At 62.7% G+C, this 13,937-nt stretch carries 12 protein-coding genes and 1 pseudogene; 4 read left to right on the forward strand and 9 right to left on the reverse strand.

The window, feature by feature from the left end; all coding sequences use genetic code 11:
- Positions 1-35: 35 nt before the first annotated feature.
- The 6 genes from ACTG20_RS07795 to ACTG20_RS07820 form a co-directional block, all read right to left on the reverse strand.
- Positions 36-1,094, reverse strand: coding sequence for an FUSC family protein (locus ACTG20_RS07795; RefSeq protein WP_194495979.1), 1,059 nt, complete (start codon positions 1,092-1,094; stop codon positions 36-38).
- 62 nt (positions 1,095-1,156) lie between these two features.
- A complete protein-coding gene (locus tag ACTG20_RS07800; protein WP_194495980.1) occupies positions 1,157-2,920 on the reverse strand; it encodes a bifunctional molybdopterin-guanine dinucleotide biosynthesis adaptor protein MobB/molybdopterin molybdotransferase MoeA in 1,764 nt (587 codons plus the stop codon).
- Positions 2,917-3,561, reverse strand: a complete 645-nt coding sequence (mobA, locus tag ACTG20_RS07805; protein ID WP_194495981.1) for a molybdenum cofactor guanylyltransferase MobA — start codon at positions 3,559-3,561, stop codon at positions 2,917-2,919. Before mobA ends, ACTG20_RS07800 begins: the two co-directional genes overlap by 4 nt.
- Positions 3,533-4,228 (reverse strand): energy-coupling factor ABC transporter ATP-binding protein, encoded by a 696-nt coding sequence (locus tag ACTG20_RS07810; RefSeq protein ID WP_019446237.1) that lies wholly within the window; start codon positions 4,226-4,228, stop codon positions 3,533-3,535. The genes mobA and ACTG20_RS07810 overlap by 29 nt, the downstream gene beginning before the upstream one ends.
- 35 nt (positions 4,229-4,263) lie before the next feature.
- Positions 4,264-4,965, reverse strand: coding sequence for an ABC transporter permease (locus ACTG20_RS07815; protein WP_194495982.1), 702 nt, complete (start codon positions 4,963-4,965; stop codon positions 4,264-4,266).
- Between the two features lie 129 nt (positions 4,966-5,094).
- Positions 5,095-5,937 (reverse strand): substrate-binding domain-containing protein, encoded by an 843-nt coding sequence (locus ACTG20_RS07820; RefSeq protein WP_115521201.1) that lies wholly within the window; start codon positions 5,935-5,937, stop codon positions 5,095-5,097.
- Between the two features lie 254 nt (positions 5,938-6,191).
- Here ACTG20_RS07820 and ACTG20_RS07825 point away from each other — a divergent pair.
- Together ACTG20_RS07825 and ACTG20_RS07830 are read left to right on the forward strand one after the other, a co-directional pair.
- Positions 6,192-7,546, forward strand: a pseudogene (locus ACTG20_RS07825) (sigma-54-dependent transcriptional regulator).
- Positions 7,547-7,571: 25 nt separating this feature from the next.
- Positions 7,572-9,674: a sensor histidine kinase gene (locus ACTG20_RS07830; protein ID WP_194495983.1), complete on the forward strand. Its 2,103-nt coding sequence runs from the start codon at positions 7,572-7,574 to the stop codon at positions 9,672-9,674.
- A gap of 80 nt (positions 9,675-9,754) precedes the next feature.
- On the opposite strand, the gene ACTG20_RS07835 is transcribed toward ACTG20_RS07830, so the two are convergent.
- The 3 genes from ACTG20_RS07835 to ACTG20_RS07845 all read right to left on the reverse strand — a co-directional run bounded on the left by ACTG20_RS07835 (position 9,755) and on the right by ACTG20_RS07845 (position 12,174).
- On the reverse strand, positions 9,755-10,621 hold the full coding sequence (locus ACTG20_RS07835) for a helix-turn-helix transcriptional regulator (RefSeq protein ID WP_104014986.1): 867 nt from the start codon (positions 10,619-10,621) through the stop codon (positions 9,755-9,757).
- Positions 10,622-10,636: 15 nt separating this feature from the next.
- On the reverse strand, positions 10,637-11,494 hold the full coding sequence (locus tag ACTG20_RS07840; protein WP_194495984.1) for a formate dehydrogenase accessory sulfurtransferase FdhD: 858 nt from the start codon (positions 11,492-11,494) through the stop codon (positions 10,637-10,639).
- A gap of 95 nt (positions 11,495-11,589) precedes the next feature.
- Complete coding sequence (locus ACTG20_RS07845; RefSeq protein ID WP_194495985.1) at positions 11,590-12,174, reverse strand: hypothetical protein; 585 nt, start codon at positions 12,172-12,174, stop codon at positions 11,590-11,592.
- Positions 12,175-12,682: 508 nt separating this feature from the next.
- Between ACTG20_RS07845 and ACTG20_RS07850 the strand changes: the two genes are divergently transcribed.
- Entirely contained in the window at positions 12,683-13,261 is a 579-nt protein-coding gene (locus ACTG20_RS07850; protein WP_194495986.1) for a DUF3305 domain-containing protein, read from the forward strand.
- Positions 13,254-13,838: a DUF3306 domain-containing protein gene (locus tag ACTG20_RS07855; RefSeq protein ID WP_194495987.1), complete on the forward strand. Its 585-nt coding sequence runs from the start codon at positions 13,254-13,256 to the stop codon at positions 13,836-13,838. The genes ACTG20_RS07850 and ACTG20_RS07855 overlap by 8 nt, the downstream gene beginning before the upstream one ends.
- Positions 13,839-13,937 lie beyond the last annotated feature (99 nt).

The raw sequence follows: 13,937 nt of genomic DNA on the forward strand, positions 1-13,937 counted from the left end.
AACGCCCCGCCACTGCGGGGCGTTTTGCATTGGATCTAGTCGGGCTGCTTGCGATGGGGCGGGGTGAGGATCAGCCCCAGCAGACGGCGCAGGTGGGTGAGCTGCTCGGTCAGCTGGACGTTGAGCCAGAGGTAGCCATTGATGGCTGCCTCTGCGTTGGGCGGCAGCGATACCCGGGTCGCCACCTCGTGCAGGCGGGCGATGGCGGCATCTGCGCCGCGACCATCGCCGGTTTGCATCATCAGGGCAAGCTGGTTGATCGCCTCCTCGGTGGCCAGATGGCAGGTTTGCAGCGCAGCCGTGCTCTGCATCAGGAAGTGGCTCTCCCGATCGTTCCAGTAGGTGTTGGCCAGCATCTCAAGAGTGCAGAGGGTGTTGCGCATGGTGACCTGCACCGCATCAAACAGGGCGACGCTGTGGCGTGTCTCCTTGGCCGCGGGGGCCAGCAGGGCCCGCAGTTTGCCGGTCTGTGCCAGCAGTTGGGAGAGATTGTGCTTGAGGCGCGGGCGCTCCAGCACATTGGGGGAGAGGTGGGTGTGATAGAGCCGCCCCGACTGCTGCAGGATCTGGTGCAGTTGCAGCCGCCAGTGGCTGTAGGCCCGCTGGGGGTAGATGCTGCAAAAGAGCAGCGCCAGCAGGGAGCCCAGTATTACGTCGGCACTGCGCCACAGCGCCGTCTCTATATCCCCCGGCATGGCCCCCATGGTGACCCCCAGGGTGATGCCGATCAGCAGCCCCACATAGGGGCGCTTGCCGAGGGCCAGATAGCCGCAGAGAAACATGATGCACCCGCACCAGATCAGGGTAAGCGGTAGCGAGTAGATCTCGAGATAGAGCGCCACCACCCCGCAACTGGCGCCGAAAATGGTGCCCACCACCCGCTGCAGGGCGCGGGAGAGCACATTGCCCCAAAACGAGATGGGGCCCATCACCACCACCAAGGTTATCAGCGGCCAGGTGCTCTCCGGCAGTTTCAGCTCGCGGGTCAGCAGAAAGGTGAGCATAAAGGCGAGCGCAATGCGCAGGCCATGGACGATCCGGTAGCGGCCATAGACCAGCAGATCGAGTCGGGAGAGGGGGGCATCAAGACGCACGGTCTGCCTCCTATCTGGTGGGGGACGGGGCGCCGTGCATCCGGCCAACGCCCCGTCGGGATTTAGGCCAGTCGTCCCTGCAGGGGATGGATCCAGACCCGCTCGCCAACGGTAATCCCGGGTTGGTCCGGTACGATTTCGATCAGGCAGTTGGCATCGCTCATGGAGCTCAGAATGCCGGAGCCCTGTGGCCCTGTGGTGCGCACCCGCAGCTGGCCGTTACGGTCCTGATGGAAGATGCCGCGCAGAAACTCGGTGCGCCCCGGGCGGCTCTTCATCTTCTCGTCTGCCAGTGCCGAGAGGCGCAGCGGCTGCCACCGCTTGCCTTGCAAGCGGGCGATGGCAGGCTCGACAAACTGCAGCACGCAGATCATCGCCGCCACCGGATTGCCCGGCAGGCCGAAGAAGGGGGTCTGCCCCAGCTTGCCAAAGGCGAGCGGGCGGCCCGGCCGCATCTGGATGCGCCAGAAATCGATCTGGCCCAGCTCCGCCAGCACCAGCTTGATAAAGTCGGCATTGCCCACCGAGACCCCGCCGGAGCTCAACACCAGATCGGCGCTGGCGGCGGCCTGCTCCAGCTGCTGGCGCAGTATGGTCTTGTTATCGGGAATGATGCCAAGGTCCATCACCTCGCAACCGGCGGCGCGGATAAGGGCCATCAGGGTGAAGCGGTTGCTGTCGAAGATATGGCCGGGGGCGAGCTGCTCGCCCGGCGCCTGCACCTCGTCGCCGGTACTGAACAGCGCCACTTTCAGCGGGGGGCGCACGCAGAGCGATGCCTGACCGAGGGATGCCGCCAGCCCCAGCTGGGGGGCACCCAGCCAGGTTCCGGCCGGGATGGCGACCGCGCCCTTGGCGAGATCTTCCCCGGCGAGGCGCACATTCTGTCCCGCCTGGATCGGTGCGGTGACCGTAACCCACTCACCTTCAATCAGCGTCTCTTCACGCATCACCACGGTATCGACACCGGGGGGCAGCGGGGCGCCGGTCATGATCTGCACCGCCTGACCGGCCAGCACAGGCTCGTGGCGCTGCAGGCCTGCCAGCACTTCCCCCACCAGTTGCCAGCGACCGGCGGCGAGATCATCGCTGCGAAGGCCAATGCCGTCCATCGCCGAGTTGGCGTGGGGCGGCACATTGATGGGGCTTATCAGATCGGCGGCCAGCACGGCGCCGTGGCACTGGGCCAGCGGTTTGTCGCTGCAGGCCGTGCTCGGGGTGAGGGCCGCCAGAATGGCATTGCGGGCCGCCTCGACCGAGAGAAAGCCCTTGCCCGCCTCCGGCTCCTTGCTCTGGCAGCCGTCAAGCCAGCTGCAGACGAAGTCGGCGATAGCCGCCAGATCGTTGATATCGAGTCGGGGCAGGCTTGTCTGCTGTTGTTCGCCACTCTGTGGGGACTGATCGCTGGCCAGCGCGATGATGTCGCTGTCTTCGGGGAAGAGCAGCGGCTTGCCAATCTCGGCGCGGTGCAGCTCGATTTTCGGGAAGTGTTCGTGCTTGAACCCCTCGACCAAGAGCAAATCGAGCTCTGTCTGATCGAAGCTGGCCAGCAGCTGGCGAAAATCGGCTTCGTCCAGCTCCGTCTCAATGATACGAGCATGACGACGACGGGAGGCGACCATCATCTGCTTGGCACCCGCCTTGCGCAGGCGGTAGCTGTCTTTGCCCGGCTGGTCGATATCAAAGTCGTGGTGGGCGTGCTTGAGCACCCCGATGCGCAGGCCGCGATCCACCAGCAGGGGGATCAACTGCTCCAGCAAGGTGGTCTTGCCGGTGCCGCTCCAGGCGGCGAAGCCGAGCAGGGGAAGGGTGGGGGCCGGGGTCATGAGGTGACTCCTTGTTGGGGGTCGATAGCCGTGGCGAGCAGACGGGCCTCGTAGGCGGCCAGCTCGGCAGGGCTGTTGAGATTGATAAAGGCATCCGGCTGATCGGCAAAGCTCACCACCGCCATATTGTGGCGGGCAAACCAGATATCGATTTTGCGCTCTCCCTCTGCCAGTGCGGCGGTGAGGGAGGGGAGCAGGGATTTGTGCAGCAGGGCCACCACGGGTTGCAGCCAGTCGCCGTCGTGGGCCACTACCAGCTCGGTATCCGGGGTCAAGGCGGCGCGAAAGCGGCTCATCAGATCCAGCGGCAGGGCGGGGCCATCGCAGGGGACAAACAGCACCCAGTCGTGACGGGCGGCAGCAAGACCAGCCTGCATGCCCGCCAGCGGGCCGAGATAGTCGTTGTTGTCATCGCTGATGACCGGAGCCAGCGCCTGATAGCGGGCCTGACTGCGGTTGGCGTTGATCAGCACCTCATCCACCTGGGGGCGCAGGCGCGCCAAAACATGGTCGATAAGAGGGCGTCCCGCCAGTGCTACCCATCCCTTGTCTTCGCCCCCCATCCGGGTGGCGCGGCCTCCTGCCAGGATCACTGCTGATACGGCAACGGCATCAGAGTGGCTGTCGCTTTTTGAAGTCATGTCGCTCGATGATTTTTAAAGGGGTCGTCTCTTGCAGCTGGCCACGGGCGAGGGTCCATTGCCGCTCGCACAGGGAGGTCAATGCGTTGCTCTGGTGGCTGATAACGACCAGGCCGCTGCCATGTTCTCGCAGATCTTGCGCCAATGCGGCCATCAGGGCAACCGAATGTGTGTCCAGATTGGCGGTGGGCTCATCCATCAGCAGAAAGGCCGGTTGCAGTGCCCAGGCACGGGCCATCGCCAGCCGTTGCCGTTCGCCACCGGACAAAATGCTGATGTGCTCTCGCGCCAGCCCCTCCAGCTCGACCCGGCGCAGCGCCTCGAATACCCGGATCTCGCTGCCGAGTTGTTTATCGAGCGCCCAGGCCACGTTGTCGTGCACCGTGCGATCGAACAGATAGGGGGTCTGGTGCAGATAGGTAACCCTACCCGGCCCCAGATCCCGTTTGAGCAGCCGGTTTAGCCGCTGCTGCCAGCGCCCCGGCAGATTGGTGTGGCCGCGGGTGGGTGCCAGCAGCCCCGCCAGAATTTTGAGCAGAGTGGTCTTGCCCACCCCGTTGGCTCCATGCAGCCAGATGGCATCCCCCGGTGCGATGGCGAGCCGGTCAATCTCGAACAGCTGACGCTCGCCAAAGCGCATCGTCAGCTGGTGGGCGGTCAGGGCCATGGGTTACTCCTGTTGGTACACAGTGGGGGGCATGGTCAGTTCTTCAGATAGCTGTGGCCGCGACACGCCGTCAGCAGCAGGTTGAGCAAGAGGGCGAGGGTGAGCAGCACTATGCCGAGTGCCACCCCCTGGGTGAAGGCCCCTTTCTGGGTCTCCAGCGCGATGGCGGTGGGGATATTGCGGGTGAAGTGCAGGATATTGCCCCCCACCATCATGGAGCAGCCCACCTCGGTGACGATACGGCTGAAGGCGCCGATGATGGCGGCCAGCAGGCCAAAGCGGCACTCGTGCATCAGGCCGATCAGCGCCTTGGGCCAGGAGACCCCCAGGGTCAGGGCGGTCTCCCAGGCACGCCGGTCGCTCTGGACAAACGCCGCGTGACCCATGGTGGCGATCACCGGGAAGGCGATCAGCATCTGCCCCACCACCATCGCCTGCTGGGTAAAGAGCAGCTTCCAGTCGCCAAAAGGGCCGGCCCGCGACAGCAGCATATAGAGCAAAAGACCGATCACCACGGTCGGCACCGACTGCAGGGTGTTGATGCAGGAGAGCCAGAACCAGCGGCCGGGCAGCGGCAGATAGGCCAGGGCAAAGCCCAGCAGCAAGGCGGGCAGCAGCACCAGCAGCAGGGCGATGCAGGAGACGGAGAAGGAGACCCCCACCACCTGCCACAGTTCGGTGTCACCACTGAACAGCAGGGCGAGGGCAGCCAGCGTGGTATCGATCAAGGTCGGCATGACGCCTCTCTCTCATCGTGCAGGGCGAGGGCCGTCAATACGGTCGTGTCGAGCAGAGTCGGCATCAGGCGCCTCCCTCAGCGAACCGGGGGAGGGCCATCAAGGTCAGCTCAGCGGTCAGCGTTGCCATTATTTCCCGTTGGCATCCGCTACAAACAGCGCCTGACCCGCCACCTTGAAGTCGCCGATCAGCTTCTGGCCATGCTCGGAGACCAGCCAGTTCTTCAGAGTGCGGGCCCCTTCGGTGTTGAGATCCGGGTAGCGCTTGGGGTTGACCAGGATCACCTGATAGGGGTTGAACAAGCGCTTGTCACCCTCCAGCAGCACGGCGAGATCCAGCTTGCTCTGGTAGGCGAGCCAGGTGCCGCGGTCGGTCAGGGTGTAGGCTCCGAGCTCCGAGGCCATGGTCAGGGTCGGGCCCATCCCCTGGCCGATGGATTTGTAACCGGCAAACTCGGGTTTGACGTCGGCCGCCTGCCACAGGGTCTTCTCCTTGATGTGGGTGCCGGACTCGTCACCGCGGGAGATAAAGGTCTGGCCCTTATCCTTGATGGCCTGCAGCCCTTTGGCTGCATCGTGCAGTTTGCCGAGACCCGCCGGGTCTTTGGCCGGGCCGACGATAACAAAGTCGTTGTACATCAGGTGCACCGGCTCGATACCAAAGCCCGCATCGACGAACTTCTTCTCGGCAGAGGGGGCGTGGGTCATCACCAGATCCGCATCGCCATTCTCGCCCATCTTCAGGCTCTGGCCGGTACCGGCCGCCATCACCTGCACCGGATAACCGGTCTCCTTGGTGAATTGGGGCAGCAGCCAGCCCAGCAGACCGGACTGCTCGGTGCTGGTGGTGGTGGCGAGGCGGATCGGCGCTTTTGTGGCATTAGTATCTGCTTCGGCGTGGGCCGCACCGGCGATCAGCAGGCTGGCGGCGAGGGAGAGGGCAAAACGTTTGAGGTTGGTTTTTATCGTCATCGTGATGCAACTTTTTCAGGGTGGCTGAGGAGAGGGCAAGAGTAAGCAAGCAGGGTGCCAAACTGTTCCTTTGCCGCTGCATTCACGGTTTGCCGTTTAAAAACAGAAGCTTATTAGAATCAATTAGGTGAGCTTGTTATCGCTTTTAATAATTGGTGTTGGTGCTTTTGATACGGTAAGGACAAAATGTCCCACTAAGGTTCCGGTTATCGGGACATTCACCGACCGTACGTGCATCCGAGGTACTTTTTTCCATGACACTCCCTCCCAGCCGCTGGTCTGCCCTCTCCCTGCTTATCGTTGACGATGAGCCCGGCATGCGCAGCTTTCTGGCCAAGGCGCTGGCCAAGCGTTTTGCCCAGATTGAGACTGCCGCCAGCGTGGAGGAGGCGGAAGCCCTGCGCTGCCGCCTTCACTTTGACCTTATCATCGCCGACATCCGGCTGCCGGGGCGCTCTGGCATCGAGTGGCACGAGGCCATAGACCCCGCCACCCGCCGCAGCGACATCATCTTCATGACCGGTTTTGGCGATATGGAGACCGCCCTCAAGGCGCTGCGCCTCGGCGCCAGCGACTTTATCCTCAAGCCCTTCAACCTCGATCAGATGGTGCAGGCGGTGGACAGAGTCATCGAGCGCCGCCAGATGGAGCGGGAGAACCTGCTGCTGCGCCGGGAGGTGAGCAAGCTGTTCCCCCCACCCTGATCGGCGACAGTGCCAAGACCCGCGAGCTCAAGACGCTCATCGCCAGAGTAGCGCCCTCCAACGCCGCCGTACTGGTGGAGGGGGAGTCCGGCACCGGCAAGGAGCTGGTGGCCCGCGCCCTGCATCAACTTTCCGGCCGTATGGGGGCCTTTGTGCCCCTCAACTGCGCCTCTATCGCGCCGGAGCTTTTGGAAAGCGAGCTGTTCGGCCATGTGCAGGGGGCCTTTACCGGCGCCCGCAAGGGGCGCGACGGCCTGTTTCGGGTCGCCCATCAAGGCACCCTGTTTCTCGACGAGATCGGCGAAATGCCGCTCGCCATGCAGGCCTCCCTGCTGCGGGCACTGGAGCAGAAGGCCATCCGCCCGGTCGGTGCCGAGCGCGAATTGGCGGTGGATGTGCGCATCGTCGCCGCCACCAACCGCAACCTCAAGGCCGAGGTGGAGGCGGGCCGCTTTCGCGAAGATCTCTTCTATCGCCTCAACGTGGTGGCGCTGCCGGTCGCCCCGCTGCGGGAGCGGATCGACGATATCCCCGCGCTGGTACACCACTTTACCCGCCAGCTCACCGCCGAGATGGGGATGGGCTCCTTGAGCTGGACCCACGAGGATGTGGTAGCGATGCAGGCCTACCCCTGGCCCGGCAACGTGCGGGAGCTGCGCAACCTTATCGAGCGCTGCCTGCTGCTGGGCAAGCCCCCGGCGGATTACTGGCAGAGCAGCAAGCCCGCCGAACCGGGGGCGAGCGAGGAGGGTTATCCGCTGGCGTGGCCGCTGGCGGAGGTAGAAAAAGCCCACATCCTGCAGGTGGTGGCGAGCCATGATGGCAACAAGTCGGCCGCCTCCCGGGTGCTCGGGGTGGCGCGCAAGACGCTGGATCGCAAATTCAAGGAGTGGGCCATCGAATGAGGAAGGCTGACTGGATGGGGTGGCGATGAAACTGACCCTGCTCTCCCGCTGCATGCGTGCCCTGTTGCCCCGTTGCGTGCGCACCAAAGTGCGCTGGCGCCTGCTGCTGCTCACCTCGGTACCCATCATGCTCACCCTGGTGGGCATGATTGCGCTCACCCTCTACTGGACCCTCACCTACAGCTGGCAGAACCTGCTCACCACGGTGCGCAGCGATCTCGGGGTGGCCCACCACGCCATCACGGTGCAGCAACAGCGCCAGACCGAGCATCTCGAGCATCTGCGCGATGCCTGGGCCTTTCAGCTTCGGCTGCGGGAATCGCCGGATCAGCTGCATGACTGGGTGATGCCGCTGGCGGCCAACTATGGTCTCGATTTTCTGCGCTTGCGCCGTGGCCCCGAGCTGGATCAGCTGACGGCGCAGGAGCGCGCCGCCCTCACGGCCGGGCGCAGCGTCAGCCACTTCGTGGTCTGGTCGCAGCAGGAGATGCTCGCCCTCTCCCCGCAACTGGCCAAGCGGGCCGTGCTGTGGCAGCGGGATGGCACCAGGGTGGTGGAGGACCGGGGGCTGATCAGTCTGTCACTGACCCCTGTGATGGGCCGCGACGGATCGCTTTGGGCCGTGCTGGAGGGGGGCGAGCTTGTCAACGGCAGCACCCGGCTGGTGGATGAGCTCAAGGGGCAGGTGTTTGCCAAAAATACCCTGCCGGATGGCAGCGTCGGCACCGTTACCCTGTTTCTCGACGATCTGCGGGTGAGCACCAATGTGCCGGTCAGCAGCAGCCGTCAGGTGGGCCGGGCGGTGGGTACCCGGGTCTCGCCGCCAGTGCGCGAGCAGGTGCTGGGGCGGGGGGAGATGTGGGTTGACCGCGCCTTCGTCCACGACGCCTGGTATGTCTCTGGCTACGAGCCGCTGCTGGGAGCCAGGGGCGAGCGGCTCGGCATGCTCTATGTGGGCTTTCTCGAGTGGCCCATTATCCGCACCTACCTCACCAATCTGGTGGAGCTGGGTTCCGGCGTAGTGCTGCTGTTGCTGCTCTCCGGCCTGCTGGTCTATCGCGGCGCGCGGGATCTCTTCTCCCCCATCGAGCGGATGCACAAGGTGGTGCGGCAGGTGCAGGCCGGGGAGTCGGCTCGCATCGGCCCGCTGGCCCTCGACCCTGACCACGAGCTGGCCCAACTCGGTCGCCAGTTCGACGCCATGCTGGACAGGCAAGAAGCGCATCAGCAGCAGATGGCTCGCAGCGCCGACGAGCTGGAGCAGAAGGTGGCCGAGCGTACCCAAAGCCTCGAGCTCAAGACCGCCGAGCTGGAAGATCATATTCATATGCTGACCGAGGCGCGCCAGCAACTGCTTATCAGCGAGAAGCTGGCGGCCCTTGGCGAGCTCTCGGCCGGGGTGGCCCACGAGATCAACAACCCGCTAGCGGTGATCCTCGGCAATGTGGAGCTGATGAAGCTGGAGCTGGGGGAGGCGGCCGAGCCGGTCAGCGAGGAGCTAGCGCTGGTGCTGGCCCAGATTGAGCGCATTCGTGCCATCACCCGCAGCCTGCTGCAATATTCGCGCCCCGGCGATTACGAGACAGAGCCTGTGTGGCAGCACCTTAACCCCATCATCGAGGAGAGCTTGACCCTGGTACGCTCCGCCCTGCGCCAGCAACAGGTGGAGCTGGTGGCCGATCTCAGGGCCCAGCAGCCCATCGAGGCGGATCGCCAGCAGCTGCTGCAGGTGCTGATCAACCTCCTGGTCAACGCCCGCCACGCGCTGGGGGAGCAGGGGGAGATCCGGGTCGAGAGCCGCGACTGGGTCGATGAACTGGGTCAGTTGCGCGGGGCCGAGGTACGGGTGATCGACAACGGCAGCGGCATCGAGGCGGCCATTATCGACAAGATCTTCGACCCCTTCTTCACCACCCGTGCTACCGGCACCGGACTGGGGCTGGCCCTGAGTCACCGCATCATCAGCCGCTGGGGTGGGGAACTCTTGGTGGACTCCACCCCGGGGCAGGGGAGCTGCTTTACCGTGCGGCTGCGCAGCCACGCCCTGCTGCCCAGCGGTGGCGAACCGGTCCAGCTAGAAGGGTGGCGCATCGCCCTCAATGCCGAGGGGCGTGAGACAGGCGATTGATCCCGTTATAAAAAGGCCCGTGATAAAAACAGCCCGTCAACATGGTTGACGGGCTGTTTTGTCGGTGGGTGAGTGGTTATTTACTGCGGGCTCCACACCAGCTTGCCGCTCTGGGTCAGGTCATAGCCGCCGAGGCGGGCCGCCAGCTCGCGCCCCTCGGGGGATTGCAGCCAGCCGATCAGCTGCTGTAGCAGGGTGCGAAAGAAGACCCCCTGCGGCATCACCAGATCGAAGCACTCCTGCGACAAGGGCATAAAGCCGAGGCCAAACTCGGTGGCGGTGCTCTGGGCGCCGGGCCCGACATCCGCATCGCCACGGCTGATGGCGGCGGCCAGCTCCCGCTCGCTGTTGACCTCGAGGGTGCGCTCCAGCCGGGTCAGCGACTCGCCTTGAGTTTGCAGCCACTCCTGCAGGGCGCGCTGGCTGCCAGCCCCCTCCTGACGCATGGCCCAGCGCCAGTCGAGCGCCTCTTTCGCCTCCTTGGGTTGCAACCCCTGGCGCAGCACTAGACCCTGCACCCGCCTGAATCCATGAACGATCACCCATTGCCGGTGGCCCTGATACTGCTGCACCAGCGCCGGGTGGCGCAGGTGCGCCTCCTCGGCCTGCCCCCAGTGGATGGCGCAGAGATCCACATGGCCGCGCGCCAGCATCGCCAGCCCCTGACGGGTACCGCACGGGGTGTAGCCCACCAGTGCCTGGGTGCCGAGCTGCCGGGCCAAGCGGCTGCTGGCGTAGTGGAGCAGCACATCGTCCGAGCCTGCCAGCAGCAGGCGGTCGTTCATCACCCCCTCGTGGCAGCTGCCGAGCAGCCAGCGATCGAGCAGGGATCGCGGAAACAGCCACTTGCCGGTCGCCTTGGTGGCGGGGATACGCGCCTCGTTGGCGAGCTGGTAGACCTTCTTCTCGTTGAGATCGAGGTATTCCGCCACCTGCTTGACGTTCATAAACTCATTCATGGCTTAGTCCCGCATCCCGCGACCGGCTGAACCGGGCGCCAGCACCGGCGGCTTCTCGTCCAGCACCATATGGTCGTGGCCGCTGAATACCTCGAAATGGCGCCCCTTGGCGCGGGCAATCATGGTGATGCCGAGCTGGCGGGCCAGATCCAGCCCCATCTGGGTTACGCCGGAGCGCGACAGCAGCACCGGAATGCCCATCTGCGCCACCTTGATCACCATCTCCGAGGTGAGCCGCCCGGTGGTGTAGAAGATCTTGTCGTGGCCACTCTCGCCGCGCATCCAGAGCTCGCCCGCCAGGGTATCCACCGCATTGTGGCGCCCCACATCCTCGACAAAGGAGAGGATTTCGCTGCCGCGACAGATGGCGCAGCCATGGACGGCACCCGCCATCTTGTAGGTTTCGTTATGGGCCGACAGCGCCTTGAGCAGGGCGTAGAGGGTGCTCTGTTTAAGCTCAGGCGCCGCCAAGACCACCCCTTCGAGCTTCTTCATCACGCTGCCATACATGGTGCCCTGACCGCAGCCGGAGGTGACCGTCTTCTTCTCCAGCGACTTGTCGAGATCGGCGGCCTGCTGGCTGCTCACCACGGCGGCGGCCTCGCTCTCCCAGTCGACGATCACCGACTCGATGGCCGAAATATCCTCGATAAAGCCCTGATTTTTCAGATAACCCAGCACCAGTGCCTCGGGGCGCGCCCCCAGCGTCATCAGGGTTACTATTTCCTTCCAGTTGAGGTAGACCGTCAGTGGCCGTTCACAGGCGATTTGGCGGGTGTTCATTGTGCCCTGCTCATCCATCACCTCGACGGCCATGGTGAGCTGGGCTGCGGCATTGCTTTTGATAAAGGTCGGTGTCATGGGCCCCTCGCGACCGGTTGCCGGGATCTAAGGGGAGGGATACAGCAAGTTTTGTTCCAGATTATTTCTGGGTGAGGTTTTTGCTACTGTTCTAATCATTTTAATATGGCAAAGAGAGTGGCAAAAATAACACAAATAGTAAAAAGCCAATTCAATACAACTGAAATTCGGTGGAGGTTTTTCCTGACGTTGGTTCTTTCATACCGCAAAGGTCTGTCGTTAGGTGTAACGCATATTCGATATTCTGTAAGGATGTTGTTCAGTAGCTCATCAGATTCTTTCTGGTTTTTTCCGTAACGATACTGACGGGATAGTAAGTCAGCTCTACAGCTGCTAATAACGTCTTTATTTGTCACAAGCTCATCCTCTGTGATGAACTCGAACTCATTAATGATGTATTGATAGGGTCTGCGTATACTAGGGTGAGTTACAAACGCATCACACGTTATCAACTCATCTTTGTATAAAAAATCTTGTAAATCCAAGTTCTGAGCAGCCTGAATATTATCAATCAAAGACTGTCTAAGAATTTTATCAAATGGTCGAATATAACCTGCTCTTGATCCAAGCTCGTTGCCAACCGAATTATACTCATAAAATTCCCCCTCTATTGACTTACCTCCCCAGTTAAAACGCACATAGTTATCTGGGTAGGTCTGGTAACAATTGAGAACCGACATAAGTAACCTCTAGTGATTTCATTTGTTGAAACCTGAACCAAGCATCGTCTCGATCAAGTTTGTCAAAAATTTGATATTCCAGGGGCGGCGCAGACAATGACGATTGTAATCGACCTCTATGTGCTCGAATATCGTTTTTGCATTTTATCTCGCATGTTGGGCTAAAGCGTAGGTTGGTGCTGAACGAAGTGAAGCCCAACGTTTACTGGGTGATCTTGTTGATGTAGGCAATCATCTGGTCACTTGTTTATTCCCAACACCAAGCTGGATTGGGATGTGGGGAAATTGGTTTCTCTTTACATGTTGGGCTTCGCTGCGCTCTGCACCAACCTACCTCCCGCATGATGCCTAACCCGCAGCAAAGCCCCCATCGGCTACCAAGCCTGCCTTGGCCCCACTCTTGCTAAGTCTTATCCCATTGATGGCCGTGGCCGCCCTGAATCTCCTGCTCTGATCCGCACCGAACGGGGTGGATCACGGCGGAGGGCGGCCCGGCAGAGACCTTCTGATGGGAGCCGTGACAGTGCAAGACACCACCAATACCTTGCCCCCGCAGCGCTGGCTGCAACTGGAGTTAAAGGCCATCGACAGCCAGGTTGGCCGCTGGCAGAGCCGCCGTTTCGAGATTGCGGCGCTCCATCCCGCCGAGCCCGAGACTGCTGGCGCCTTGCCCCTCACCCTGTTTCGCGATGAGCGGGGGGATTATCGCTTCAATTTGAGCTCCGGCTCGCCCCGCCTCTTTGTCACCGGAAGCCGCGTGGACAATGGCTTTGTGGCCGATGGCCTGACCCTGAGCCAGACCGTGGCCGCCGCCTATATGGATGGCGAGCGGCAGGTGCTCTCCTGCCCGCTGCCCGAGGCGCTGCAAGCCTGGGTGGAAGCCTTTATCGGCCGTCACGGCGAGCTGCTGGAGGCCCGTCGCAAGGGCAAGAAGGGCAAGGGGCGGGCGCAGGATCAGCTCGGTGTCGATACGGTAGATCAAGCCAGCTGCGGCGCCGTTAAAGCCACCGGCCCCGATGGCCGCGAGCGTGACAGCGACGCCGGAACCTGTGCCGTAAACAAGGCCGGAAACAGCGCCCATGAGTGAGTTCCTCAAGCGCTGGTCGTCTCGCAAGCATCAGGCATTGCAGCCGAGGGAAGAGGTTAGCCCCGAGGTAGTTTCCGCCCCCATAGAAGGCAGTGGTGAAGGTGAAATCTCAGATACCGCGCTGGATAGCCCCGTAGTCAGCACTGACAAGGGGAGCTGTGAACTGCGTGCCGTTGAGGGGGCCGAGAGTGGCGAACCGCCGCTAACAACAGCCCAGCCGGGCAAGGCCAAACTCCCCGACAAGGAGGCGCTGCGGGCCATGTTTCGCAGCCACAAGCCGGATGAGCTCGACGATTACACCCAGGATTTCAGCCAGCCCGAATTGCTGCCCGCGGCCCTGACCGCCGGGCTGCGCAACTGGCTGGTGGATCAGGTGATCGCCCCGGAGAGCGAATCGGCCAATCCGGCCAGCGGATCCACTGAACCGGTGGCGCTTGCCAGCGAACCTGCCGCCGAGCCGCCCGAGTTGGCTGATAACCATTCTCAAACCCACACCGACGATCGGGACATTTTGGTTTCCTGTGGTGGACAAAATGTCCCAACCAACGGTGGGGGAATGGAACCCTCAGGATCCTGACTCCCTGTCAGTCACTTTTTTCCCGGGGGAGTTGGCTCGCCTCTTGCTCTCTCGGCTTACCAACAAGCGCCCATCCCATGAGGTGGTGCGCACAGGAGC

The organism is Aeromonas sp. 84A (assembly GCF_051919345.1).
Taxonomy (GTDB): domain Bacteria; phylum Pseudomonadota; class Gammaproteobacteria; order Enterobacterales; family Aeromonadaceae; genus Aeromonas; species Aeromonas veronii.

Coding starts and splice junctions, on each gene's coding strand:
- ACTG20_RS07830 (WP_194495983.1), top strand. CDS start 7,572: ATGAAACTGACCCTGCTCTCCCGCTGCATGCGTGCCCTGTTGCCCCGT.
- ACTG20_RS07800 (WP_194495980.1), bottom strand. CDS start 2,920: ATGACCCCGGCCCCCACCCTTCCCCTGCTCGGCTTCGCCGCCTGGAGC.
- ACTG20_RS07820 (WP_115521201.1), bottom strand. CDS start 5,937: ATGACGATAAAAACCAACCTCAAACGTTTTGCCCTCTCCCTCGCCGCC.
- ACTG20_RS07845 (WP_194495985.1), bottom strand. CDS start 12,174: ATGTCGGTTCTCAATTGTTACCAGACCTACCCAGATAACTATGTGCGT.
- ACTG20_RS07815 (WP_194495982.1), bottom strand. CDS start 4,965: ATGCCGACCTTGATCGATACCACGCTGGCTGCCCTCGCCCTGCTGTTC.
- ACTG20_RS07840 (WP_194495984.1), bottom strand. CDS start 11,494: ATGACACCGACCTTTATCAAAAGCAATGCCGCAGCCCAGCTCACCATG.
- ACTG20_RS07850 (WP_194495986.1), top strand. CDS start 12,683: ATGGGAGCCGTGACAGTGCAAGACACCACCAATACCTTGCCCCCGCAG.
- ACTG20_RS07810 (WP_019446237.1), bottom strand. CDS start 4,228: ATGGCCCTGACCGCCCACCAGCTGACGATGCGCTTTGGCGAGCGTCAG.
- ACTG20_RS07835 (WP_104014986.1), bottom strand. CDS start 10,621: ATGAACGTCAAGCAGGTGGCGGAATACCTCGATCTCAACGAGAAGAAG.
- mobA (WP_194495981.1), bottom strand. CDS start 3,561: ATGACTTCAAAAAGCGACAGCCACTCTGATGCCGTTGCCGTATCAGCA.
- ACTG20_RS07855 (WP_194495987.1), top strand. CDS start 13,254: ATGAGTGAGTTCCTCAAGCGCTGGTCGTCTCGCAAGCATCAGGCATTG.